Raw genomic sequence first — 23,153 nt, forward strand, 5'->3', positions numbered from 1 at the left:
CCATTCTCCCGCGCGATCCGCCGGTGATCGTCGGCGCGCTCGGCATCCTCGCCGCGGTCGAGCCGCCGCATTCCCGCTGGCCCAATCTTGTGCTGCGGCTCCAGCGCGATGCCCTGGTCTTCATAGGAGCGATGGTCGATCCGGCCCTCAAGCCCCAGCTCGGCCATGCGCTCGTTGACATGCGCGCTCCATGCCTCGCGCCAGTCCTTCAACAGCTCGGTGCTGTTCCAGTCACGGTTCTTCTTCCCGAACCCCTCCGGCCCTACGTCGCGCATCGTCATCATCACATGCGCGTGCGGCTTGGGCGTGCCGTCCTTCGCCTTGTCCCAATGCACGTTCAGGTCCGCGACCATGCCGCGATCGACAAACTGCTTCTTCACGAAATCGCGCGCGAGCTGCACGCCCTGCTTCTCGTTCATCTCGCGCGGAATCGAGAACTCCACCTCGCGGGCAAGCTGCGCGTCCTTGCGCTTCTCGCCGGCCTCCACCTCGTTCCACAAGGTCGAGCGATCGTTTAAACGCTCCGGCGCGCCCTCCGGCAACATCACTTCCGAGTGAATGACACCCGCCTTGTTGCTGAAATCGTGGTTACGCCCAAGCCGATCATCGTGCAGCTCGGACGCGGAACGATAGGCCGCGCTCGCAACGGCGCTCGATCCGTTCGCGCGGCTCACAACCTTGGCGGAGAAATGGTAGATCGCCATGACGCTACGCACACTGCCTTACTTAGCGCACGTCGGCAACGACGTATAAGCGCGCACTCATCATTCGCTTCGCTCCCGCTGATTGACTGCGGTGCGTTTTCATTATGGGTTGCCTGCCTGCTCCTGTTTGCTAGGCTGCGGTGAACCAGACGCGGAAGGAGAGAGCACCATGCGCAAGGTGCGCGACTATGACGCGGAACTGAAAGCGCTGGAGAGCCGCGCCAAGGCGATCAAGGCGCGTCGCATCGAACAGCTCGGCCAGCTCGTCACCGCAACCGGGGCCGATGCGCTCGACATGGAAATGCTCGCCGGCGCGCTGCTCGATGCCGTTGCGTCGAAGGATGCGGAAGCGAAGGAGGCTTGGCGCGCGAAGGGCTCCACTTTCTTTCAACGGCGCGGGCGCAAAGCTGGGCGGACTGCTGGCGGCAACGGCGACAGCGCAGGTACGCAACCGGGCGCTGATCCAGCGTCTGGAAGCGGCACGGCGTCGGACTGATACGCGGGGCTGGGTCTTGGCTCGGCGCGAACGCACCCGCCACCTGATCGAGCTGGGCGGCCTCGTCCAGAAGGCTGGCCTGGTCGATCTCGCCGACGACGATCGCGCAACGATTTACGGCGCGCTGCTGGAGCTGGTCGGCCGCGCTCGCGGCGAGGCCGGCGACTCGCTTGCGCTCTGGAAGCGGCGCGGCAAACGCGCGTTCGATGCGGAAAACAATGTGGAGGAGCTGTCTTGAGGAAGACTCTATGGGCCTTGCCGCTCTGCGTCATCATCGCCGGTTGCGGTCGAGGCCCTGCCGATCCGCAAGGCCTCGAAACCGGTGAGACTTTGTTGACGGTAACAGGCACCGGACGCACCGAAGCCGCGCCCGACCAGGCGCTGTTCACCGCCGGCCTGTCGAGCGTGGCGGCTGATGCGAAAAGCGCCAGCGCGAAGAATGCGGAAGCCATGAGCCGGATCACGGCCGCCCTTGCCCGGCTGAACGTGCCCGCGCGCGATATCCAGACGCGCAGCCTGTCGGTCAATCGCTTGGACTATGGCCCCAACAAGGGCCGCTTCGAGGCGAGCAATACCCTCACCGTGCGGATGCGTGACACGGCGCGGGTCGGTGAGGCGATCGCCGCCGTCACCGATGCCGGCGCGAACATCGTGTCTGGCCCCGACCTCTCCGTTACCGATCCCGAGAAGGCGAACCTGAGCGGCTATGATGCTGCCTACAAGTCTGCCCGCGCCAAGGCCGAGGCTTATGCCAAGGCCGCTGGCCTGCGCATCGACCGAGTGCTCGCGATCCACGATGGCGGCCAGGGCGGCTACATGCCGCAAATGGGGGCAATGGATGCCCGCATGGTCGCGCCGCCGCCCGTGTCTGTGCAGGCGGAACAGGCGTCGGCTACTGTAATGGCGGGGACCAATGCCGGAATGGTGACGGTGCGCGTGAACTTCGCGCTGGCCCTCAAATGAACACCTAGCCACCATACCGCGAGAAAGGATGAAGCCGTGACGCCCCTCCTCGACCTCGATGCGATCCGCCGGGAGGTTCGCGCGCTGGAGTTTGAGCGCGGCACGCCGGCTGATGTGGCGGAATGGCGCGAAGCCGATGCCGAATCCCGCGCCAACCTCGCGATCGAGGGCATGACGCTGAGCGGGGATGACGAGGCGCTGTTCGACATGCTGCGCGACGAGGCGGTGCCCCCTCCCCTCGCCACGCAAATCATCCTCAAGCTGCTCGGGCATCCCGACGCCGATCCGGCGCTTGCGATTACGCCGCTGGAACAGGCCTGCTGATGGCTGGTCCACTCATCGGCGGGCGTCGGCCGATCAGCTGGCGGCTCGCAATCGTCGTTGCGTTCATCGCGGCCTATGCGACCGCGCGATGGCTGGAAGGCATCTTCGGCGTCGGGCAGATTTCCGGCACTGTTTCGTTCCTGGTCCTGGTCGGCCTGATCGGCGCGACCTGGTGGATCAACAGCCGCGTCGGCAAGCGCAGGAACGAGCTACTCGGGTCGGCGCGCTTTGGCGACCGCGCCGACGTGCGCAAGCTGGAGGCGAATGGAGATCTCCTGATCGGCCGCGCCAAGGAATCCGGCAAGCTGCTCCGCTATGATGGCGCGGCGCACCTGCTGACGATCGCCCCAACCCGGTCGGGCAAGGGGGTGGGCACGATCATCCCCAACCTGCTGCTGCTCGACCGCTCGGTGGTCTGCATCGACCCCAAGGGCGAGAATGCCCGCGTCACGGCCCGTGGGAGGGCCAGGAAGGGCCTTGTGTGGTGCCTGGACCCCTTCGGCGTCTCCGGGCGTCCTGCGGCCCGCTACAACCCCCTGGCGCAGCTCGACCCGGCAAGCCCGGACCTCGCGGAAGATGCGCAGACGATCGCCGACGCCCTGGTCCACGACGCGCCGGGGCAATCGGGCGAGGCGCACTGGAACGAGGAGGCGAAGGCGCTGATCGCCGGCGTGATCCTGCACACCGTCGTCCACGAGCCCCCTGCCCGCGTCACGCTCGCCACGGTGCGCGATAAGCTCACCCGCGAGCCCGCCGGCTTCGCCGCGTTGCTGGCGGACATGCAGGCTAGCAATGGTGCGCATGGCCTGATCGCACGCGCCGCCAATCGCCAGCTCGGCAAATCCGATCGGGAAGCGGCCGGCGTGCTGTCCTCGGCGCAGCGCCACACCCACTTTCTCGACAGCCCGCGCCTGGTCGAAAGCACGTCCGCGTCCGATTTCCGCTTCGCGGACCTGAAGGAGCGGCCCGGCACCGTGTTCCTGTGCCTCCCGCCCGACCGGCTTGATACCTATGCCCGATGGCTGCGGCTGCTGGTAGCTCAGGCCGTCACCGACATGGCGCGCTCCCCTGCCCGGCCGGAACGCCCCGTGCTGTTCCTGCTCGATGAGTTCGCCGCGCTTGGCCGACTGGAGCCGGTGGAGCGAGCGATGGGGCTGATGGCGGGTTACGGCCTCCAGCTCTGGCCGATCCTCCAGGACATGCACCAGCTCCGCGCGCTCTACGGCGAGCGCGCCGGCACCTTCCTGTCCAATGCCGGCGTGATCCAGACCTTCGGGGTCAACGATCACGCCACCGCCGACATGCTCTCGCGCACGATCGGCGACACGACGCTGGAATATGCGACCCTCAGCACGTCACGCGGCACTGGCTGGGGCGATAATCGCGCCGGCCCTTCGGAAAGCGTCAGCACGCATGTCACGGCGCGGCGGCTCGTCACACCTGATGAAATCATGCGAATGCCCACCGACACGCTCCTGTTGCTGCGCCAGGGTGAACGCCCACTCTGGGCCGGCAAGGTCCGCTACTATGACCAGCGCGAGTTCGCCGGCCTGTTCGATCCGGCATGATCGCACACACCGGTCCTTGAAGATCGAAAGTGAGCTTTGGGGTAGCGCCTCATCGCCCTCTCTGCCGGCGAAACGTTGAAGGCACACACCGCCAGTTTCGCTTGGCTTCTTCCGGAAGCCTTGCGGCCGTTAGGCCGCTCTGGTGACGGCGATAGCCGTCACGGATCGAAGGCGCATTGGCCGTAGGCCAATTCCGCTTGCCCTTCTCAGGTTGACGGTTTTGGGTGAGCCCTGTCGTTAAGAGATTCTGTTAAATAGGAATCGTTAAACAAGTTAAGCCGCTCAAAAAGCGGAATCTTGCTTTGTTTATCAACTGCTTGCCAGCCGGCCCGGTGGGTGAAACCCCGTGATTCGGTGTGTGATACCCCGATAGTGCGGTGGGTGATACCCCGACGCCAAGGTGGGTGAAACCCCGAGACTCTGGAGCCGAAAAGGGGCCTCCGGTGCCAGTTATCCACAGCCTGGCTGGTGGCTCCGGCATCGCCCGAAGCATGTCAGGGTTCAGGCAGCATCGCTGGCCGGTGTGTGAAACCCCGATAGTTGGGCTTGCGGTGTGTGAAACCCCGATAGTCAGCGGCGGCCGGCAAGCCGGTCCATCTGTGCATCGACTTCCTCGGCCCGCTTGCGCTCGGCGTCGAAACGGGCGCGCCGCTCCTCCTCGGCGCGCATTCTCTCGGCGAGTGCCAGTGCCTCGGCCTCGCCGCGGAGCCTGAACAACACGGCCGGGCTTTTGTCCGTCGTCTCGGTCAGCTCCATCGCATAGTCGGGGAGCTGGTCGGCCTCGATCACCCGCCGAAGCATCCGGTTGAACTCCTTGGGCTGGGCATCGCTGCCGGTTTTGTCGCGAAGCACCTCTACCCGGCAAGTCCACCCACCGCGCTGCGTGCCGGCGTGCTTTCGCGCGATACGATAGAGCGCCCGCTCCAACCCTCCGGAGAGTAGGAAATAGTCGGGGTGCATGGTGAGCAGCGACTTCTCGTTGACGATGCCCTCATAGACCCAATCCGAGAGGGTCAGCGTCATGCCGCGCGGCTGCTCCGTTTCGGCGTCGGTGTCGAAGGTCCAGCTGTCGAGCCAGTTGAAGCCAGCCTTCTGCCGGCGCTTCGTCGCGCGGATCGAAGTTGTGATCGAAGTCGTCTGGAGCCGGAGGAGCGCAGCTTGCAGCTCCTGATAGTCCCTGCCCCCTGTGCTGCGCTTGATCGCCCGCAGTAGGTCGTAGGGCGTGGTTGTCAGCGTGCGGGGCAGATCGTTCAGCCCCTGCTGCTTCATGCGGTTGAGCGTGGACGCGGCCCATATCAGGATATCGGCGTCCCAGATCGTGGCCATGCCGTAGTCGGGAATGGCCTGCACGCGCACCCAGGCCTCGCCATCCGGGCTGCGATACTCGATCGGCTTCAGCCGCTTGCGCTTCTGGAGCGAGAAGAACGGGCGCTCCATGACCTCCCGCTGGTCCTTGAGCGGAAGATCGCCGAGCGCCGGAATGAACAGGTCGAACTCGGGATTGGGATCACGCCGCTTGCTCACGGCGCGAACCTGGTGTGTCCCCGCTGGACCAGATACTGGCGCAGCAACCGCTCGGTGATGACGGTAAGGGGCTCCCCGCCCTCCTCGACGCTGAGCTGGCGCAGTGTGCGGTGCATGTCTTCGGGAATGTGGATCAGCACCGGCTTCTTGCCAGGATGGCTGCTGCGCCGGGCAGGTACTGCCGGGGCCGACGTGTCCGCCGCACGCCGCGACCGACGCGGGACGGCAGGCTGCGGCGCGGGAGTTGCATCGGCAACGGGAGCCGGTGCCGGTGCCGGTGCCTCGGGCTCGTCATCGAAGATGCCGGCGAGCGCGGAAGTTTTCTTCGCCATCATCCAACCTCGCTTACTTGCTTAGTCGTAAAGCCGCTTAGTCGCTTAGCCTCATCATAGGCGGCGCGCAACTCGGTCGCCGCCTTGCTGTCCGGGTCCGTCTCGGCCGCCGTTCTGCCGAGCGGCGTGGCCTTGTAGAAATCCTTGCGGAAGTGGAGGCGGCTGTCGAACATCGTCACGCCCTTCGCCGCGAAACCGGCATGGGCCTCCTGCCCCTCCCCGCCCTGATGCGGAACCTGCGTCAGTATAACAGCGAACGGCGTGCCTGCCTGCTGCACCTGCTTGACGGTCTGCAACACCGAATGAACGTCCAGCCCTCGCGGCGCGACAGGGATGATGACGAAATCCGCCTGCTCGGCTGCGAGCATGGCAATGTCCTTGGAGTTCGCCGGCGTGTCGATGATGATGAGGTCGACCTTGCCGCTGCTGCGCCCGCGCGAGACGTGGAGCGGCAGACCGGCAACGCTGCTGTCCTTCACCATCACGTCGTCCTCGTCGCGGCGTTCGGACCAGTAGAGCGCCGATCCCTGGCGATCGTCGGCATCGAGGATAACGACCGACGCCCCCTCCCGCGCCGCCTCGACGGCGAATCCGGTTGAGAGGGTGGTTTTGGATTGCCCGCCCTTTTGCGCGATGACGGCCCATACTTGCATAGCTGCTGCTCCTACTAAGCGGCTAAGCGGCTTATGGAGCTTAGCCGCTTAGTCGTAAAGGGCATTAGTCGCTTAGTCACGTCCGTCCTCAGTTTCGTCGCCGATCAGATCGTGGCGCATCGGGCCATGCCCCCTCAATCGGGCACAAAGGTGCGCCCACTGTCTCCAGCCATTTGCGCGCGGTCCTGACGGTATAGCCGCACGTCGAGCACTCGCATTTCAGCATCCGCGCCGCCTGCTTCCTGGGCCGAGTGGTCGCGCTGCCTGTATCGAGTCTGGCATGGGGGAGGAGGTGACCGACCGCAGCCAAGATCGCCGCTTCACGCGAGAACGGCCGCAAGAGCGGGTAGCCTCGGAAACCGCTGGCTGCTGGAGCCTAAAAGGGCGAAAAGCAGTTTGTCGCTTAACAGCTTATTCGCTTAGTCAATGTCGCAAATATTCTGACTTCCCAGCGTCGCCGCTTCTGCGACAACGCTGGGGCGAGAAGGAACAGCCTTAGTCATCAACAACCGTCAGCTCAGCGCAATGGCACCGATTGCCGCCCCAATCGCCAGCACAACCGGCGTGGCGAGCTTGCTCTTCCACCGGTACATAATCGCCAGCGAGACCGCGAAGATGAGCGCGCTTACGATCAGGTTCGGCGTGCGTGCGCCCGTGGTTCGGGCAAGATCAACAACGGTGACCACAATCAGGCCGACGACGCCGGCCGCCACGCCCGCCAGGAAGAGTTGCAATCGCTTATGTTCGACCACCGCTTCCAGTCGATCGTAGAGCAGGAGCGAGAACGCGAAGGCGGGCAAAAACATGCCAGCGGTCATGGCAAGCGCGCCAGCAAGGCCGCCGCTGATCCAACCCACGAAGGTAGCGAAGATCACGAGGGGGGCTGGCAGGATGCCCGACAGACCCAAGCCATCAAGGAACTGCGCGTCGGTCATCCATCCCCGGCCGACCGTATCGTTGCGGATGAACGGGATGGCGGTGTAGGCTCCGCCGAAGGTCAGGAGTCCACCCTTCAATCCCGCCCAGAACAGCGCGGCGATGGCAGGCGCTGGTTCCTTGGTGCCCGTCATTATTTCGGCACCCCCGGGACTTCCTGCCCAGGTCAGAGCCGCCAGGCCAACGGCAAGCGCGACCACGACCGCGGCGAGCGCGTAGCGCCCGGTTGATCCGAGCGCGTAGGCCGCGCCGGCCGCCGGAAGCACGATCCAGAAGCTGACGCCGGCGAGCGAGGCGGCCGCCGCCGCAATCGCTGCGGCCCAAAGCCACGGGTCGAACAAGATGTGCTCACCGATGCGATGGACCGCGCGGACAATGACAGCGATCACCGCTGCTTGGATGCCCAAGAATGCGGCTCCGAGGAGCGTTCCTTGAATCGGGAGCCGCGTGTACGCCCAGGCAAGCGCGAGCATGAGCACGAGGCCGGGCAACATAAAGCCGAGCCCTGCCAGAAGGCCGCCCAGTCGCCCCTTGGCGCGGATGCCGAGATGGACGCAGAGTTCATGCGCCTCCGGCCCGGGAAGCACCTGCATAACTGCGAGCAGCTTGTTGAATCGGTCGCTGGGTATCCAGCGTTCCTCGTCCACCAGCTCGCGCCGGATCATTGCGATCTGCGCTACGGGGCCGCCGAACGCCATCATGCCGAAGCGCAAGAAGCGCAAGAATAGCGCGGGATAACTTAGCTCTGGCGGCTGGGCTTCATCCAGAGCCGCGCTCGCCGGGGCAGGATGTTCGATGCTCGACATGTTCTGCTCCCCTTATGCGCCGCGTCGCTTGGTGAAATGTGCGTAGAAGCCATCGAGCGCGCCCGACCCTTGGGCAATGCGCTCGTTGTCGCCGTCGGTGCTCGCGCAGATGCCATTGATGAGCGCGGCGATGCCGGCGGTCTCCGGCCTACCGAACTTGTCGTCGGCGATGTCGAGGTCGTGGATGATCTCGGCAAGTGCAACGAGCGCCTGATCGCCGTCGAGCCCCGTCCGATATGTCAGCGTTTCGAAGGTGCAGTGGTCGCCTTCGTGCGTGAACTCCGCGTCCGCCATGTCGAAGCGAAGCTCGCCGGGCTCGGGCTGGTAGTCCTTGCCGTCCACGAACTTGAAGCTGGGGCTCGGGTCGATGAACCGGCGGATAAGCCAGGCCGAGGCGATGCGATCGACATGCACGTGCCGGCGCGTGACCCAAGTGCGGCCTTTCAGCTCCGCCGGCGTCAGCTCCGGCGCTCCCGGCCCGCTCACGTCCGGGTGGCGGCCGGCGCGCCCCTCCGCTTGGGCTATCGCGGCGTCCGCCGCCTGCCGTCCATGCGCGCCGAAGAAGTCGACCGCTGCGATCTCGTCCAGGCGTTTACGCAGGCGGCGGACGTCGGCGGACGACACGTATTCCGCCTCGGCGATCATACGCGCTTCGCGCGCCAACTCCTCGTAATCCGCGTCGCGGGCCGCGTCGAACACGGCGCGAAGCTCCGCATCAACCATCCCCTCAACTAGCCGGGCTTTCAGGATCAACGCCTCGCCACCCCCTGCGGTGATCTCCGCTCTGAGTTCCTCGAAGAGCGCGCGGGTGTCGTCGCGAGCAGGGAGCGCGTGAACGGCATTCTTGAGGGGAGCGGCTCCCATTGCTTGCAAGCGCCGCCAGACCCGCACGCGCAGATAGGCGGGCTTGGCCGGGAGCTGTGGGATCAGGAGCAGCCAGTCACGGGGCTCGGGCGAAGAAGCATCAGCCATGAAGCAACTGTAACATAGCGACGCAACGAACGTACACTTGTATCGTTTGCTTGGGTGGATTAAAAGTTGGGGTGAGGAGACCGCAATGCGAGCTGTTGGATCAGGTGCTGCCGCCATGCTGGCGTGCCTGGCGTGCCCAGCGGCCTCGTCTGCCGCGGCCCAACCTCGCTATGAGACGGTTACGCAGTTCTATCGGACGTGTGTCGACGAGACGAAAAGGAAGGTGAACGGTCGGTGCGAAGCGTATCTCGCTGGTGCCGCCGAGACGCTTTCCGCTTTCGGCAACGGCGGCAGCGAAGCCGGAATCTGCGGCCGGGGCGTCCGATCGGGCGAGTTGAGCCGTATCTTCCCGGCGTGGGCGGTAGAGAACCGTCACGCAGCCAACCTGCCCCGGTTGGCGGGTGTGACGATGGCGCTACGCCAGCGCTTCCCATGCCGACAAACCAATTGAGATCGAGGAGAGAAGCATTGCGTCACTTGTTGCTCCCGCTGGCGATCGCGCTCGCCGCACCGGCCGCCGCCCAGACAAACCCGCAAGCGACACCGCCCGAGGCGCACGGCGACAGGTGGGCGCTCGTGGACAAGAGCCTCGGCCGAGCGGGAACGACGCAGCCCGACGGCGTTCGCCGGTATGGGTTCCCGCGCAGCGATCTTAACGTCCAGCTCGACGGTGTGGCAATCAAGCCGGCGCTTGCCCTCGGCTCCTGGGCGGCGTTCCACCCCATGGGCAATGACGTGATGGTCATGGGTGACCTCGTGCTGACGCATGAGGAGGTAAATCCGGTCATGAGCCGGTTGCTGGCATCCGGCTTCACGATCACCGCGCTCCACAACCATCTGCTTCGTTCCGCGCCCGCGACCATGTACATGCACATCGGCGGCCATGGTGACCCCGTGAAGCTTGCGGCCGCCCTCCGTGAAGCGCTCGCCGCCAGCCGGACACCGATGACGGCACCATCCAGGGATTCGCAACCGCCGTCCGCCGGCGCGGGGTCGTCGCAGCCAATCGCCCTCGACACCGCCGCGCTTGACCGGCTGATGGATGGCAAGGGTAAGCCCAACGGTGGGGTCTATCAGTTCAGCTTTCCCCGCGCGGAGAAGCTGAGCGACGGCGGCATGCCCGCGCCAGCGTCCATGGGCACCGCAACCGCGATCAACTTCCAGCCGACCGGCTCGGGCCGGGCGGCGATCACCGGTGACTTCGTGCTCACCGCCGCCGAGGTCGATCCCGTGCTCCGCGCACTACGCGCGGGGGGCATCGAGGTCACCGCGCTTCACAATCACATGCTGGATGACCAGCCCCGGCTCTTCTTCATGCACTTTTGGGCGAATGACGACGCCCAGAAGCTCGCACGCGGGCTCCGTGCAGCACTGGATAAAACCAATGTGCAACGGAGCTGACCTATGACACGAAACTGGTGGACGGCGCTGTTCGCCGCAGCCGCGCTGGCGCCTACAGGCGCGCTCGCTCAAGACGAAACGCCGAGCGATATGCAGGGTCTGGCGCTGCTCACGAGCTGCCGGGCAGGCGAGTCGGGCTGCGGAGCTTACCTTCAGGGCATCGTTGACATGATGATCGCCCAGCAGAGTGTCTGTAATCCGCCTCGTTATAACCGTCACCGGTTGCGGACCGCCTATGTGCGCTGGGCGGAAGTCAACACGTACTTCCATGACAAGCACATGATGGCGGGCGCGGAGCGCGCGATGAGTGAGACCTGGCCGTGTCCGTCGAACTCACCACGATGACGATACCTAGTGTCACAACCGGTCATTTTTCTGAACAGCCGTGCTCGACCGAGTCAACGGTGGCTTTCAGGCGCCCATCAGCGCGAGCGGAACGACAGAGAATGGATCGCAGCGGCCACGGCTTGTCGCGGAAGTCCTGAGTTTTGCGACATAGAACACGGTCACGCTCTTGGGCCAACGAGCATGTCGCAAAATTCGTTTGCAAAACAGATTCCTTTATAGGCACATTTGCAACATGCTCATTGGCTATGCGCGTGTCTCAACTGACGATCAGGATTTGCGGGTGCAGCGCGCCGCACTGAAGGAGGCCGGCTGTCGCCGCACTTTTGAGGAGAAGGTTTCGGGCGCAAGGCGCAACCGGCCCGAGCTGGAACGCATGCTCGAACATCTCCGTGACGATGACGTAGTAGTAGTCACGCGGCTTGATCGGCTCGCACGATCAACCAGAGACCTGCTCGACATCGCTGAGCGCTTAAAGGAAGCTGGCGCGGGGTTGCGTTCGATGGCCGAGCCTTGGGCCGATACAACCTCCCCAGCGGGTCGCATGGTTTTGACCGTCTTTGCCGGCATTGCCGAGTTCGAGCGCGAGCTAATCTATCAGCGTACAAGCAGTGGGCGGGTTGCCGCCAGAGCGCGAGGCGTGCGCTTCGGCCGGCCGCCTAAACTTACTTCAGACCAAGTCGCTCTAGGCGAACGTCTGGTGGAGGAGGGCACATCCGTCCGAGAAGCAGCTAAGCTGCTCAAGTGCCACCACGCCACTCTCTACCGAGCGCTATCCACGCGCACGAGCCTTCCGATCAGCGATAGGTCCCGGATTTATGACACACATGGCGGTAAAACCGTGACCCGAAGCGAGACATCGCTAGGGGCGGCGCACCAACTTAACGAGGTGCAAGGGTGACGTTCCGGTACATTGGCTCAAAAGCGCGCCTAACTAGCCCCTTGAGTCGGGTTATCTCCTCGTATGACAACTGCGATCGCTTCGTGGATGCGTTTTGCGGGACCGGGGCGGTATCAGAGGTAGCTGGCCTGCTCGGACGCGATGTCTGGGCAAACGACACCATGGTCAGCGCTACCATCATGACGGCAGCTCGGCTTCTTTCACATGACCAAGTCAGCTTCAGCCGTCTTGACGGTTATGACGGTGCCATCAATCGATTGAACCAAACGCCGGCTCGGACTGGCTACTTTCACCGGACGTACAGCCCTGCCTCCGCGCTGCACGCTGGAACCGCGCGCAGGTATTTCACAGAGGAGAATGCTGCCCGAATTGATGCCATGCGGTCATTGATCTCTGACTGGCGTGAGGGTGGCGATATAAGCCCTGATGAGGAAAAGCTGCTACTCGCAGACCTAATTGCGGGCGTAAACAGATGCGCTAATATTGCCGGGACATACGGCTGCTTCCTATCCAAGTGGCAGAGCGCAGCACTGCGTCCCATAGTTCTGCAACCTCGATTGCTAAAGGACTTTGCGACGGAGCTTGATACTACCACGCACGATGTCGCTGATTTAGTAACGGCCGAAAACGATCTAGTGTATCTCGATCCACCTTACACTAAGCGCCAATACGCCTCATACTACCACATCATTGAAACCTTGGTGCTTGGCGATGAACCCCGCGTTGAAGGTGTGAGCGGCCTAAGGCCTTGGCAGCACAAAGCCTCGGCCTTCTGCTACAAGCGTCGTGCGCTTGATGCGCTTGTTTCACTTGTCGAAAACATCGGCTCACGTCACGTCATTCTGTCATACAGCGCAGAAGGCCACGTCGACTTACTAGAGCTGGAGGAGATGCTTTCCCGCAGTGGTAAAATAGTCACTACTCCGATTGAGGAGGTGGGCCGCTACCGGCCAAACCGTTCGGCGAGCGCCAATGGTGACACCGTCACAGAGTACATTCTTACATATGCACGACGCGGGGCGCGAAAGAGCTCCCCAATGCCTCGGAACGTGATTTTAGAAGGCGCGACCGCATGACCGGTCCTATCCCGCTCGAACATTCATTGTTAGGGCCAGCCGAACGCATTCTCGACGCCGCATGCATCAGGTCTAAGAAGCCAGATGCCGAGCGCAGGATGCAAGTTCTTGAAGCAGCGTCTGCGCGACTGGGAGGATATGATCTAAGGTCCTTCCATCGCACCTTTGGTATCGACACGCACGATTACAGTACTTTGGATGAGGTTGCGTCAAAACTTCTCAGTGCCATCCGCGACACAAACATTCATCCGTCTCTCGCCTTGTCGTCTCTAGCTAGAGAACGATTGAGCGTCCATGCTCAGCGCACTACTGGCGCGCACTATACCGACTTTCGTCTCGCAGGATTGATCGGCCGAAATATCGCTGTCGCTGGCTCGCCAAAACTTCCGTTAGTTGATCCAGCAAGCGGCACCGGCATCCTCCTAGTCGCGTCTGTCCTCGCACTTTGCAACCAGGACCGGCGAGCCGCGGCCAAGCGCCTTGCGGAAGGTGTAATCGCTGCCGACCAATCCTCCACTGCACTGCGAGGCGCCCGACTTTCGCTGGCGTCGCTCACCGGCGATCTCACTGTGATTAAATCGATGACAGCGCGCTGGCACGCCGGGGACAGCCTGATGCGCTCCGCACGGCAATGGAGAGAGAACATCGGGGCTGCGTCCGCGATGGTGGTCGGCAATCCTCCTTGGGAAAAGCTGAAGGTGCACAGGCACGAGGAAGAGCGTGCTACGGGATCGTCGCGTCACTACGGCGCGGTGCACGAAGGTGCGATCTCGATCGCGACGGAGCAGCGAAAGAAGGAAGTTAGGAACTACGCCCAAGCCGTCTCGGAGCGCTTCGGACTGGCGAGTGGTGAACAGGATCTGTTCGCAGCCTTCACACAACTTTTCCTAGAAATTTCTGGCCCCGGAGGCGCGATATCCGCCCTGCTTCCCGCCGGCCTTATCCGCTCTAAATCTACCACGGCTCTACGCAAACTCCTGTTGGATAGATTCGAGCGGATAGACATCGCTGTCTTCGATAACAGCGCCCGGTTTTTTGGTATCGACAGTCGCTTCAAGTTTCTCGCCGTGACCGGGGCAGGCACCGCAAAGCTAGCCGGGTCCCGAACAGCCCAACTCACTTTATCGCGCGGGCTCGGCTCGCGGGGCGCTGCAGAAAGTGGTGAGCCCGTTTCCATTCCGCTGTCGAGCCTTCGCCGCCTCCGCCCCGATCTGTCGATACCAGAAGTTAGCTCAAGCGCAGAATGGCGCTTGTTCGCTAGGATGAGCAAAGCCGGCCAGCGCTGGGCAGAAGCTGATGACACATGGGCGCCCGAGTTTTCGCGCGAAGTCGACATGACTAGGGAGCGACGTCTTTTCAAGACGAAGCCCACGCCCGGCGCTATACCGCTGGTAGAGGGACGAATGGTCCATCAGCACCGATTTGGTGCAAAGGTGTATCTTAGCGGCACTGGCAGACGTGCGATCTGGAGCAGCGCTCCGATCGGCAAAGCAACAATTAAGCCGCAGTTCTGGATCAAGGCTTCTGATGTTCCAGCCACGGCACGTCCGCGCCTGTCTCAAGTGCGGGCAGGCTTCTGCGACATCGCCGGCCAAACTAACGAGCGTTCGATGCTGGCCGCTGTTATTCCAGCTGGCGTCGCGTGCGGCAACAAAGTCCCTACGATCCTATTTCCAAATGCCCTTGGAGAGGACGCGCTGCACTTGTGGTGCGGCATGGTCAACAGCATAGCCTTTGACTGGCTCCTTCGGCGGGTGCTCACCACCACTGTCAACTACTTCCTACTCCAGAGTGTACCGCTCCCTCCAATCCTGCCAGACTCCCTGCCGGCGCGGCGTATCGTTGCGGCCGCCCGCCGTATTGCGCAGGCCGATGTAAGTAGGGGAGGAGATGCGGCCGCAACCATTGCGGCCGCCCGGCGTGACATCGACCTTATCTGCTTGCGCGCATATGGCATTAGGAGTGATGCCGATGTCATTCGTATCTTAGATGATTTTCCGAGCCTCGACCGCAGCCAGCCTGCCTTGCCGGGAGAGAAGCGTTCAACCATTACGCGCGACTTCATTCTTTCCGAGATTAGCGGATCGCAGCAGGACATCGCTCGGCAGCGTGTGCTCGCAGCCTCGACGCTTGGCGCTCGGGCCTATGTCCCGTCACAGGTCGATGCCGACGAGCCTACGACTTCTCAAGTCGCCCACGGTCTCTAATAAGATAGTTGAGGGGGGACAGCGTGTGACGGGAACGGGTCAGGTACAGCGCTTCGTTTATAAGGAGCTGAAGGCGGGGGATCTCAGGAAGTTTGAGGCAGCGTCCGCAGATAGCGGGACCGGTGGCGGCGCGCGCGATCAACGCTTTAGCCCTGGCGGAACGTTCGCGCCCGTGTTCTCAAAAATCTTCCCGAGCGCTACGCCCAGGCAACGAACCGAGTGGGGCGGTAAGAAAAAGGTCTCAAACGTCCATGCCGCAGACGTTTTCGTTCACATTGATGATACTGCCATCGACAGAGCAGCAACCGAACTTGAGGTAAGGTCTGTTGATGGCGAGGACTACGTTGTCATGAGAATGGAATACTGGCCGCCGACAAAAGCCAGACCTACTGAGGTTCGCCTCGGGCGCGTCGCTGCACTCAGGCTCACGCCGCCGACGAACGAAGGCCGGGTGTTCCTGTTGGTAATCCAGAGCGACGCCCAGGTCTCGCCGCGGCTTGCATTCATTACAGAACAGGCAATCCAGAATAATCTTTGGAACGCAGAGGTTACCGACTTCTTTCGACCTATCCTGGCCCAGCCACCGGGCACTAACGCCACGATGGGCTTCAAGGACTTCGAGGCCAAGACCTCGTTCGTGAAGTGATGGCTATCTCGAACGAAGCGCGCGCTGTCCTCCAGGCGCTCAAGGACAAACACAACGTACTTCTGTCAGGCCCACCTTCCTGCGGTAAGACACATTTGATGCAGGAGGTTGCGGAAGCCTTCCAGCAGGTGACGGCCGCACCGGCCCCGCCACCTAAACCCATTACGTCCAGCGGGCGCATCGCCATGCCGGCGCAGGTGCCGCTTGCGACCACAGCGGACGCGCACATGCCGAGCGGAGGTCGATCGAACCGCCACGTCGAACGCATCGCCTTCTCGGCAAACACTAAAGCCCGTGATTTCACGACGGCTTTCGTTCCCAGCACCGATGCCGGCGCCGGCGGTCCGTCCTTCAGCGTCGCGCATGGTTCACTCGTGAAGACAAACGCGTTTGCATTAGATGGTGGGGCGGCACTGCTGATCATCGACGAGATGAACCGCGGCCCTGCGGTGCAGCTGTTTGGCGACGCCGTAGTCTCTATCGAGAGCGATAAGCGGCTTGGCCCAGACGACAAGCCCACGGCGCAGAGCTGGCCCATGAAAGTGCTCGACGAGACCGGCGCTACCGTGGACCTCTACCTCTCGACCCACCTCTACATCCTCTCGGCGGTGAACCAGGCAGACAGCTCGATCGAACCGCTCGACGTAGCGTTCCTACGTCGCTTTGAGACAATCGCGATAATGCCGGACGCCGAGAAGGCCAGGAGCTTCGTCCAGGCTGTAGGCGCGGCCGCAACCCTCCCAGACGCGCCGACCATGGCGGGCGAGGTGACTGAGGCAGCAGTGCGGGCGTGGGCGGCAGTTAATGCCCGGATTTCGCTCGGGCGATCGGCCGACCACCAGCTCGGCCATGGCATCTTCGCCAGGGCCGAGCTGGCGACTGTTGACGAAGCGCTTACTCTAGCTGCTAGCTGGTGGAAGAAGGTGTACGTTCATGTCCGCGAAGTGTTCTATGGCGACCTCATCGGCACCGGCGTTGCGCTAAACGCGGGCGATGACCCCACCGGCTACCGGCTCGAGAACGCCGCCTACGGCAACGATGACCGCCTCACGCTGATCGAACCGACGATCAGCCCGGCCAGCATCTACGCTGTTCTCAGACGGATCGCGGGTGCCTAGCAGGCTCACCGTTGGAATCGTCGAGTACGGCGCACCGAGGGACATCCTCCCTGTCGTCGCCGGGGCACTACGCGAGACTGTTGCGCAAGCCGAGAAGCGCCTGCGAGCAACTGGCGAGCGCATCCAACGCTACCATGGATTGGCCTTCAACCCTATTGAGATCGTTGGCGATCGGGTGATGGCAAAAGGTGTGGCCGGCATCGTGGCGCTCGCACCCGGAGTGGAACTCGAAATACGCCCAAAATACGCGGGTGAAGGTGACGATTGGCGAGCGGACCTCCTGTTTCTCGCCCTGTTTGCTGCCCATGGGCGCATCGATCCGATCCGCACCATTGCTTCCGACAAGTCTACCCCGAACAGCCTCGCCGATTTAATCGCAAGGACGCTACTGAATGAGCTCCGGCGCAATCACAGGACCCCCCTCAAGGCGCGTCGGCGGGTCACAACCGAAACCTTCGAGCCGCTTGGAGAGATTGATCCCGACACTCTTCTAAACCCAGGGGAGGAGGGCTGGCGGCAGACTTTCTACGCAATGAGCCGCGACAACGAGTACTGGGCGACCATACATGCCGGTGCACATGCGCTGCTGGGTCATGTCCGCGATGTCCAGGTAGCCGTTATGCTCAGAGATGCGGTAGGACGCTGGGGCTCCCCCGCCGTTCGACCGAGCCGGATCAGACGCATCCTACCGCCCCGTCTCTCCGCTTGGCAAAGAGCCTACGATCTCGCGCTCGAACTGCTGAAAAATGCAGGGTTCGCTCCAGGTTCCGGCGCCTTTGCTACCTTTGAATTCACCCTCGACACATGGCGAACCTGGGAAGCGCTCGTCGAGCGCTCACTCGTGATGCGCCTCGGCGCAAATCGCGTCCAGCTCCAAAAAGATTTCCAGCTTGGCATAATACACCGGGCAGGACGGGCAACTTCAAGCCTCGTTAGACCAGACGCGCTCGTGGACGTGGACGGCCCCATCGTTTTCGACGCGAAGTACAAAGGCAACGAAGAACGCGGACGCAATACGGTGTCGGCTGCCGACCGGTACGAAGTGATTGCATTCATGCACGCGACGGGTAGCTCCAAGGCAATCCTCGCCTACCCCAGCCTGAATGCCGCCGATGTCGGCGAGGAAGCGAAGGTGTTCCAACGTGAACAGCTGCCAACTGGCAGCCTTCTCGCGATAACAACTGGAGTGTCCGGTATTGCACGACCAGGCGGTCTAGCAGCGTTTTCATCCACATTAGCCGCCGCAACACAAGAATGCACAAACGCTGGGATCTAGAAGCAAGCTACCATGCTGATGTACAGGTCAAAGCCGAATGGTTGACACCGCGTCCTGCCTCAAGGTGGATGACTACCGGCCGGAAGCGGCTTGGGTAAATCGATCAAAAGCATCTTCTTCATCGGACTCCTGCTCCCAGGAGGTCCTGCTGTCCTCAGCGTCATCAAACACCAAAAGAGATATCGTCATTTCATAGCGATCGGCGAAGATCGCCATCTCTCGTACGTCACTGACGCCACCCCATACGCTCCGATCAAGCATGGTCCCCCGATCCGGATCGGGAAGAATCAACATGGGCCGCGTCGCCAATGATCCTGCCGGCAGTTCCATCCCGCTCGGATAGTATAGCCGTCGCTTCTTCGCCGACGTGCTGCGCCAGCACCACAGCACGAAACCGTTGGTTGCCACGACGAGGACGGCGCACTTGGGTGTGAAGTCCAGCCACTTGATCGCCGCTGCGGTCATCGAGACGCCGTAGCGATCGGCGCATTGCCGCAGCAGCTCCAGCGTCATGTCGTCGCGGCCAACCTGATCCCGATAATCGTTCATCGGCATTAACAGGTATGACGCGAAGGCATCTGCCTCCTGTTCGATGCGACGCCGCTCTGCATCGCGATCAACACCCAGAATCTGCTTCTCCCCGCATTCAAACCCGCCGGGGCTGATCTGGCGATGGACAAAATAATGCCCCAGCTCATGGGCCAAGGTAAAGTTGATGCGTCCCGCCGACACAATGTTAGGGTTATAGAGGATCGCCCATTTTCCGCTTTTGGGTAACGGCGCCAGCGCACCCTCGAAATGGTCTACTGGTGCCTCCTTGATCGTCTTGATCGGATCGGCAAATTTGCGCTGCGTATAGTCGAGTGCGATGGTTCTCACATCAACCGGGAAACGTGGCCCCCATAGCTGGCTCAGCAGATTGGCCCATGCTCTCGGTTGTGTGGGATCGGGCATCACTCGTCGTCCAGAACGTCCAGGATACGTTTGAGCTTTTCTTTCACGTCGGGATTGGCTCCCTGATACTTGCGATAGAACGCCTCATCATGTTCGTCAGCGGTGGGCTGAGTTCGCTCCTCGTCAGCTAGGTACTCGGGGGTCACCCCCAGCACGGCCGCAATACGATTCAGCTTATCGGCCGAGGGACGCGCGACCGGCTTGTTCTCTATCTCCCACATGTAGCTCTTGCTGCTGCCGGTAGCCTGGGCGAGCTGATCAAGGGTCAGCTTCTTCTCCTGCCGTAGCTCCCGAACCTTCCGACCGAGAGTCGATGACATGGTTTCTCCGTGAAAATTCGTTCGTTCGGTGATAGCCTCATTTTTCCTACTTGAACAGCGAACTCGTAGTAGCCATATTGCTTGTACCGGTAGTCCGAACTGGATGCCGGACATCATGGTTCAAGGAGTTTGAAGAATGGCAGGTAGCAAGGGCGGCGGTGGTCATTACCGCAGCGCAATCAGCGGTCGGTTCGTGACCTCGGCTCACGGCAAGGCCAGCCCCCGTACGACGGTGCGGGAATCCAACTCGGGCGGCAGCTCCGGCGGTCACTATCGGAGCGCGATCAGCGGCCGCTACGTCACCACCGCACATGGCAAGGCCAGCCCCCACACCACCGTCCGCGAGAGCTGACAAAAGGAGGGGACCATCATGGCCAAGCGCTATGTGAACAAGACCGGCAAGGACAGGGACGGTGATATCACCAAGCTCTGCAATGCCGGGCAGAGCTGGTCGCCCCGCTTCAAGGCGGACGCTATTCGGGATATCGAGAACGGCGATCACCAGTATTACGTCTCATGGACCGATGGTCAGGAGACGCCCATCACGGTCGTTAACGGCCCCAGCGGCAAGTACCTCCGCACCCGCCGCGACGGCTCGACCAAGAACAACCTCGACGATCTGCTCGATTGCTGAGGAAGGGGCGGAAGGGGTGCTAGCCCCCTAACGCTTCGTCCTCTCGTCTGCCTCAACATCGATGGTGCAACGCACCGCCTCGCGCGCTTTGTCTGCACGCTTCCGGCACGCCTCCAGCGCCTCACGATTGGCGGCAACGATCCGGTCGCCCGCCGCCAGTGCAGTGAACGCACCAGGCGAGGCGCTCTGCATCATGCGCTGCCCGCCTTCCCACATCGGCATGTCGAGCGTGTGCGCCGCCATCTTCTCGGGCCATTGCCAGCTCGCCGGCACGGCGCGTGCCACAATCCCGGCGAACGTCGCCCAAAGCACCATGCCGAGCACCACCCCGCCGGTCGCCGTCCACATCACCCATCGGTTCTGCTCGTCGCGGCGCCGCGCCGATGCGACGACGCCCTGAAGCATCCGGGTCGCGTCCTTCAGCTCAGCAGCGGCGGTCGCGATCGTCCGCCGGTCCTCGGCGCTGGCGTCCGCGCCCGCCGCCACGATCCGGTCAACGATATGGCGCGGGGTCGCTCCCTCCTTGGCTGCGACCACCAGAGCGTCCGCGCGCTGGAAGGTGGCGTTGATCGTCTGCAACAGGCCCGCCAGCGTCTCGCTATAGTCGGGCTGCTCGGGAAGTTCGACGCGCTCGATCGCCATCCGCTCCACGGCACGGCGCAGCAGCGCCAGCTCGCCCTCCACCCGCGCGAAGGCTTCCTGGGCTGTCTCGGGTTCGTGCTCGTCCTCGCTCATCCTGTCTCCCTCACGCACCCGAAAGCGCGAAACCTATCGGCTCAATCCCCGGTCGCGCTCGCGGTCCGGCCCCAGCGATTTCGCCAGCGCGTCGCCGATCGCGCGGTCCTTCTCCAGTTTCAGCGCCAGCTCGGGCGCGCGACGGCGCAGCGCGGATTCCAGCTGCGGATCGCGCCCGATCGCGCCGGCGACCTTCGCCATGTTGCCGCGCATCCGCTCCGCGCCGGCGCGGTCGCCCGCCCGCTCAAGGGTGGCACGATCGCGCTGCATCGCCTGCCAAGCTTCCACGAAGCGGCCCGCGCGCGCCTCCGGGTCGAGCCGCACGCGCTGCTCCTCGGCCATCGCGCGCGCCGCCCCGCCGGTGTTGCCGCCGGCGGCCTGCTCGATGAGCTTCGGGTCACGCCGGAGCGCGGAAGCGAGGTCGCGCGCGGCATGGGGGCGGCCTGCGTCCAGCGCCTCGCCGGCCTTGCGCAATGCGCTCTCCTGGTGGGGCAGCACGGGCAGGCCCTTGGCGCGCATCCGGCCTATATCGGCCGTGGCGCGCGCATAGCGTTCGATCGCTTTGTCCTGGCCCGGCTTGTCGCCGATCATAGGCTCCCGTTTGGGCGCGGACGCCTTCTCGGCTGCCGGCTTGGGCCGGAAGCCGTCGAACATGCCCTTGGCCTTGTCGCGCACTTTGGCGGCGATCTCCCGCGCGAGTTCCGGGAACCGGATCTCGCGCCGCTCGGCGAACGCGCGTGCCCGGTCATTGTCGGACGGCGCGGTATAGTCGCTGGCCATGTCCTTGGCGCGGTCACGCGACAGGACGCGGGCGAGCTGGCGCTGGTCTGTGAAGTCGTCGCGGCCATAGTGGAGCTGCACGCCCTCACGGTGCCGGGACAAGGCGACATAGGCCCCGTGCCGGTCCATCCCCGGCGTCGCCAGCACATGCGCGCGATCGACGGTCACACCCTGCGATTTATGGATGGTCGCCGCATAGCCGTGATCGACAGCGGCATAGTCCTTGAGGTCGAACGCGACACGGCTGCCGCCATCGAGCCGCACCGCCATGCGTCCCTCGCTGACTTGCTCCAGCGTGCCCAGCGTGCCGTTCTTCACGCCAAGCGAACGCTCGTTGCGCAGGAACATGATCCGGTCGCCGGACGCGAAGTCGCGCCGGCCGCGATCGACCGTGGTGCCCACGTCCTCGCCCAGCCCGCCCGATGCGCGCACCCGCTCGCGCGCTTCCTGGTTCAGCTCCCGCACCTCGGCATTGGTATGGGTGAGGATGATCCGGCTCTGCTCCGGCGCAGCCTGGCGCTGGCGGTCCCAGCCATCGACCAGCGCGGCGCGCGCAGCTTCTCTGGTTTCCGCCGCATTAACCATGCCGTGATCGGCATAGGCGTGCAGCGCCTCGGCCGTGCGGCCCGTGGCGAGCGCACGCGTCGCGTCCTTCTGCCAGTTGTCGCGCTGCCGGCGAACCTCGGTGATCTCGGCCGCGCCGTGGCGCTCGCTGATCGACCGGAACGCCGCGCCGGCTTCGATCGCCTGCAACTGCTCGGGATCGCCCACTAGCACCACCTTCGCGCCGGCGTCACGGGCATGGGACAGCACCCGCTCCATCTGGCGGGTGCCGATCATGCCCGCTTCGTCCACCACCAGCACGTCATTGCGGGTCAGCTGGTCACGCCCCTGCGCCCACGCATGTTCAAGGCTGGCGATGGTGCGGGACTGGATGCCCGATCCGCCCTCAAGGTTCTCGGCCGCGATCCCGGACAAGGCCGCGCCGCGCACCTGATAGCCCTCGCGCTCCCACGCCTCGCGCGCGACGCCCAGCATCGCCGACTTGCCGGTGCCGGCATAGCCGATGACCGACGCCAGCCCTCGGCCCTCCGTGATATGGTCGAAGGCGTCGCGCTGCTCGCCCGACAGCACCAGGCCGCGCCCTTCCGCCGTCTCCAGCGCTCCGGTGCGATGGGACACGGACACGCCATGCCCGGCGCCACGCGCCAGCTCGTCACCGGCGCGCTCAAGCTTCGCTTCGGTAGCGATCATCTCGCGGGAGGTGAACCGCTCCTGGTCGCGCCCGTCCTTGCCCAATGCCACCAGCTCGGGACTGGCGCGCACCGCCGCCATCACCTGGTCGAACTGCTCCTTGCCGTCCGAATGACGGAAGGCGAACGCGGCAAGATCGCGGATGGTGAAGGTCGCCTGTTGCCGCGTGATGCCGTCGAGCGCAATGCGCGGGTCGGCCGCGATCTTCTCGAGGGCATCGCGTGGAAG

25 protein-coding genes and 2 pseudogenes are annotated in these 23,153 nt (G+C 63.5%); 16 read left to right on the top strand and 11 right to left on the bottom strand.

Annotation, left to right across the window (positions count from 1 at the left end; translation table 11 throughout):
- The coding region (gene mobQ / locus C100_RS0125375; protein WP_031310197.1) for a MobQ family relaxase at positions 1–704 on the bottom strand (704 nt) is incomplete at its 3' end.
- Positions 705–873: 169 nt separating this feature from the next.
- Here mobQ and C100_RS44335 point away from each other — a divergent pair.
- From C100_RS44335 to C100_RS44355, 5 genes are read left to right on the top strand one after another with little or no spacing between them, the layout of a single operon-like run.
- Positions 874–1,200, top strand: a complete 327-nt coding sequence (locus C100_RS44335; RefSeq protein ID WP_024021605.1) for a conjugal transfer protein TraD — start codon at positions 874–876, stop codon at positions 1,198–1,200.
- A 16-nt stretch (positions 1,201–1,216) separates the two neighbouring features.
- The gene (locus C100_RS44340; RefSeq protein WP_024021606.1) at positions 1,217–1,438 is read left to right on the top strand and encodes a conjugal transfer protein TraD; all 222 of its coding nucleotides are present in this window, start codon (positions 1,217–1,219) and stop codon (positions 1,436–1,438) included.
- Positions 1,435–2,163 (top strand): SIMPL domain-containing protein, encoded by a 729-nt coding sequence (locus C100_RS44345; protein ID WP_031310198.1) that lies wholly within the window; start codon positions 1,435–1,437, stop codon positions 2,161–2,163. The genes C100_RS44340 and C100_RS44345 overlap by 4 nt, the downstream gene beginning before the upstream one ends.
- Before the next feature lie 36 nt (positions 2,164–2,199).
- A complete protein-coding gene (locus tag C100_RS44350; RefSeq protein ID WP_024021608.1) occupies positions 2,200–2,487 on the top strand; it encodes a hypothetical protein in 288 nt (95 codons plus the stop codon).
- Positions 2,487–4,055, top strand: coding sequence for a type IV secretory system conjugative DNA transfer family protein (locus C100_RS44355; protein WP_024021609.1), 1,569 nt, complete (start codon positions 2,487–2,489; stop codon positions 4,053–4,055). The genes C100_RS44350 and C100_RS44355 overlap by 1 nt, the downstream gene beginning before the upstream one ends.
- Positions 4,056–4,625: 570 nt before the next feature.
- Here the strand turns inward: C100_RS44355 and C100_RS44360 are convergent.
- The 6 genes and pseudogenes from C100_RS44360 to C100_RS44380 all read right to left on the bottom strand — a co-directional run bounded on the left by C100_RS44360 (position 4,626) and on the right by C100_RS44380 (position 9,278).
- Positions 4,626–5,579, bottom strand: a complete 954-nt coding sequence (locus C100_RS44360) for a replication initiator protein A (protein WP_024021610.1) — start codon at positions 5,577–5,579, stop codon at positions 4,626–4,628.
- Entirely contained in the window at positions 5,576–5,914 is a 339-nt protein-coding gene (locus tag C100_RS44365) for a hypothetical protein (RefSeq protein ID WP_024021611.1), read from the bottom strand. The genes C100_RS44360 and C100_RS44365 overlap by 4 nt, the downstream gene beginning before the upstream one ends.
- Positions 5,911–6,564, bottom strand: a complete 654-nt coding sequence (locus C100_RS44370) for a ParA family protein (RefSeq protein WP_024021612.1) — start codon at positions 6,562–6,564, stop codon at positions 5,911–5,913. Before C100_RS44370 ends, C100_RS44365 begins: the two co-directional genes overlap by 4 nt.
- A 72-nt stretch (positions 6,565–6,636) precedes the next feature.
- Positions 6,637–6,883: pseudogene (locus tag C100_RS49235) on the bottom strand (transcription elongation protein SprT); the annotation flags it as partial.
- Positions 6,884–7,076: 193 nt separating this feature from the next.
- Positions 7,077–8,306 (bottom strand): chromate efflux transporter, encoded by a 1,230-nt coding sequence (gene chrA, locus C100_RS44375; protein ID WP_024021613.1) that lies wholly within the window; start codon positions 8,304–8,306, stop codon positions 7,077–7,079.
- Between the two features lie 12 nt (positions 8,307–8,318).
- The gene (locus tag C100_RS44380) at positions 8,319–9,278 is read right to left on the bottom strand and encodes a chromate resistance protein ChrB domain-containing protein (protein WP_024021614.1); all 960 of its coding nucleotides are present in this window, start codon (positions 9,276–9,278) and stop codon (positions 8,319–8,321) included.
- 115 nt (positions 9,279–9,393) lie between these two features.
- Here C100_RS44380 and C100_RS49590 point away from each other — a divergent pair, with 115 nt between their 5' ends.
- The 9 genes and pseudogenes from C100_RS49590 (at position 9,394) to C100_RS44420 (ending at position 18,248) form a co-directional block, all read left to right on the top strand.
- The gene (locus tag C100_RS49590; RefSeq protein ID WP_024021615.1) at positions 9,394–9,729 is read left to right on the top strand and encodes a Rap1a/Tai family immunity protein; all 336 of its coding nucleotides are present in this window, start codon (positions 9,394–9,396) and stop codon (positions 9,727–9,729) included.
- A 17-nt stretch (positions 9,730–9,746) separates the two neighbouring features.
- Positions 9,747–10,679 carry a DUF1259 domain-containing protein gene (locus tag C100_RS44385; RefSeq protein ID WP_037531219.1) on the top strand — a complete coding sequence of 311 codons (933 nt, stop codon included), beginning with the start codon at positions 9,747–9,749 and terminating at the stop codon, positions 10,677–10,679.
- 3 nt (positions 10,680–10,682) lie between these two features.
- Positions 10,683–11,024 (top strand): Rap1a/Tai family immunity protein, encoded by a 342-nt coding sequence (locus C100_RS44390; protein ID WP_024021617.1) that lies wholly within the window; start codon positions 10,683–10,685, stop codon positions 11,022–11,024.
- A gap of 235 nt (positions 11,025–11,259) precedes the next feature.
- Positions 11,260–11,817, top strand: a pseudogene (locus C100_RS44395) (recombinase family protein); the annotation flags it as partial.
- Positions 11,818–11,921: 104 nt separating this feature from the next.
- Positions 11,922–13,001 carry a DNA adenine methylase gene (locus tag C100_RS44400; RefSeq protein WP_024021619.1) on the top strand — a complete coding sequence of 360 codons (1,080 nt, stop codon included), beginning with the start codon at positions 11,922–11,924 and terminating at the stop codon, positions 12,999–13,001.
- Entirely contained in the window at positions 12,998–15,208 is a 2,211-nt protein-coding gene (locus C100_RS44405; RefSeq protein ID WP_024021620.1) for a type II restriction endonuclease, read from the top strand. Before C100_RS44400 ends, C100_RS44405 begins: the two co-directional genes overlap by 4 nt.
- 25 nt (positions 15,209–15,233) lie before the next feature.
- On the top strand, positions 15,234–15,854 hold the full coding sequence (locus tag C100_RS44410) for a hypothetical protein (protein ID WP_031310204.1): 621 nt from the start codon (positions 15,234–15,236) through the stop codon (positions 15,852–15,854).
- Positions 15,854–16,972, top strand: a complete 1,119-nt coding sequence (locus C100_RS44415) for an ATP-binding protein (RefSeq protein WP_024021622.1) — start codon at positions 15,854–15,856, stop codon at positions 16,970–16,972. The genes C100_RS44410 and C100_RS44415 overlap by 1 nt, the downstream gene beginning before the upstream one ends.
- Positions 16,965–18,248, top strand: coding sequence for a 5-methylcytosine restriction system specificity protein McrC (locus C100_RS44420; protein ID WP_024021623.1), 1,284 nt, complete (start codon positions 16,965–16,967; stop codon positions 18,246–18,248). Before C100_RS44415 ends, C100_RS44420 begins: the two co-directional genes overlap by 8 nt.
- Before the next feature lie 72 nt (positions 18,249–18,320).
- Here the strand turns inward: C100_RS44420 and C100_RS44425 are convergent, their stop codons facing one another.
- Together C100_RS44425 and C100_RS44430 are read right to left on the bottom strand one after the other, a co-directional pair.
- Positions 18,321–19,202 carry an ImmA/IrrE family metallo-endopeptidase gene (locus C100_RS44425; protein ID WP_024021624.1) on the bottom strand — a complete coding sequence of 294 codons (882 nt, stop codon included), beginning with the start codon at positions 19,200–19,202 and terminating at the stop codon, positions 18,321–18,323.
- Positions 19,202–19,522, bottom strand: a complete 321-nt coding sequence (locus C100_RS44430; protein WP_024021625.1) for a helix-turn-helix domain-containing protein — start codon at positions 19,520–19,522, stop codon at positions 19,202–19,204. Before C100_RS44430 ends, C100_RS44425 begins: the two co-directional genes overlap by 1 nt.
- Before the next feature lie 136 nt (positions 19,523–19,658).
- On the opposite strand from C100_RS44430, the gene C100_RS44435 reads away from it, so the two are divergent.
- Both C100_RS44435 and C100_RS44440 read left to right on the top strand, forming a co-directional pair.
- Positions 19,659–19,874: a hypothetical protein gene (locus C100_RS44435; protein WP_024021626.1), complete on the top strand. Its 216-nt coding sequence runs from the start codon at positions 19,659–19,661 to the stop codon at positions 19,872–19,874.
- 18 nt (positions 19,875–19,892) lie between these two features.
- Positions 19,893–20,156 (top strand): DUF3892 domain-containing protein, encoded by a 264-nt coding sequence (locus tag C100_RS44440; protein ID WP_024021627.1) that lies wholly within the window; start codon positions 19,893–19,895, stop codon positions 20,154–20,156.
- Between the two features lie 27 nt (positions 20,157–20,183).
- Here C100_RS44440 and C100_RS44445 read toward each other — a convergent pair whose 3' ends face one another.
- Both C100_RS44445 and traA read right to left on the bottom strand, forming a co-directional pair.
- A complete protein-coding gene (locus C100_RS44445) occupies positions 20,184–20,891 on the bottom strand; it encodes a DUF6118 family protein (RefSeq protein WP_024021628.1) in 708 nt (235 codons plus the stop codon).
- A 33-nt stretch (positions 20,892–20,924) separates the two neighbouring features.
- Positions 20,925–23,153: Ti-type conjugative transfer relaxase TraA (gene traA, locus C100_RS44450; protein ID WP_024021629.1), on the bottom strand; the 2,229-nt coding region annotated here is incomplete at its 5' end.

It is taken from the genome of Sphingobium sp. C100, assembly GCF_000508185.1.
In the GTDB taxonomy this organism is placed as follows: Bacteria; Pseudomonadota; Alphaproteobacteria; order Sphingomonadales; family Sphingomonadaceae; genus Sphingobium.

Bases quoted from the DNA above. Each gene is read 5' to 3' on its own strand.
- C100_RS44335 (WP_024021605.1), top strand. From the start codon at position 874: ATGCGCAAGGTGCGCGACTATGACGCGGAACTGAAAGCGCTGGAGAGC.
- C100_RS44355 (WP_024021609.1), top strand. From the start codon at position 2,487: ATGGCTGGTCCACTCATCGGCGGGCGTCGGCCGATCAGCTGGCGGCTC.
- C100_RS44365 (WP_024021611.1), bottom strand. From the start codon at position 5,914: ATGATGGCGAAGAAAACTTCCGCGCTCGCCGGCATCTTCGATGACGAG.
- C100_RS44370 (WP_024021612.1), bottom strand. From the start codon at position 6,564: ATGCAAGTATGGGCCGTCATCGCGCAAAAGGGCGGGCAATCCAAAACC.
- chrA (WP_024021613.1), bottom strand. From the start codon at position 8,306: ATGTCGAGCATCGAACATCCTGCCCCGGCGAGCGCGGCTCTGGATGAA.
- C100_RS44380 (WP_024021614.1), bottom strand. From the start codon at position 9,278: ATGGCTGATGCTTCTTCGCCCGAGCCCCGTGACTGGCTGCTCCTGATC.
- C100_RS49590 (WP_024021615.1), top strand. From the start codon at position 9,394: ATGCTGGCGTGCCTGGCGTGCCCAGCGGCCTCGTCTGCCGCGGCCCAA.
- C100_RS44390 (WP_024021617.1), top strand. From the start codon at position 10,683: ATGACACGAAACTGGTGGACGGCGCTGTTCGCCGCAGCCGCGCTGGCG.
- C100_RS44405 (WP_024021620.1), top strand. From the start codon at position 12,998: ATGACCGGTCCTATCCCGCTCGAACATTCATTGTTAGGGCCAGCCGAA.
- C100_RS44415 (WP_024021622.1), top strand. From the start codon at position 15,854: ATGGCTATCTCGAACGAAGCGCGCGCTGTCCTCCAGGCGCTCAAGGAC.
- C100_RS44425 (WP_024021624.1), bottom strand. From the start codon at position 19,202: ATGCCCGATCCCACACAACCGAGAGCATGGGCCAATCTGCTGAGCCAG.
- C100_RS44430 (WP_024021625.1), bottom strand. From the start codon at position 19,522: ATGTCATCGACTCTCGGTCGGAAGGTTCGGGAGCTACGGCAGGAGAAG.
- C100_RS44435 (WP_024021626.1), top strand. From the start codon at position 19,659: ATGGCAGGTAGCAAGGGCGGCGGTGGTCATTACCGCAGCGCAATCAGC.
- C100_RS44440 (WP_024021627.1), top strand. From the start codon at position 19,893: ATGGCCAAGCGCTATGTGAACAAGACCGGCAAGGACAGGGACGGTGAT.
- C100_RS44445 (WP_024021628.1), bottom strand. From the start codon at position 20,891: ATGAGCGAGGACGAGCACGAACCCGAGACAGCCCAGGAAGCCTTCGCG.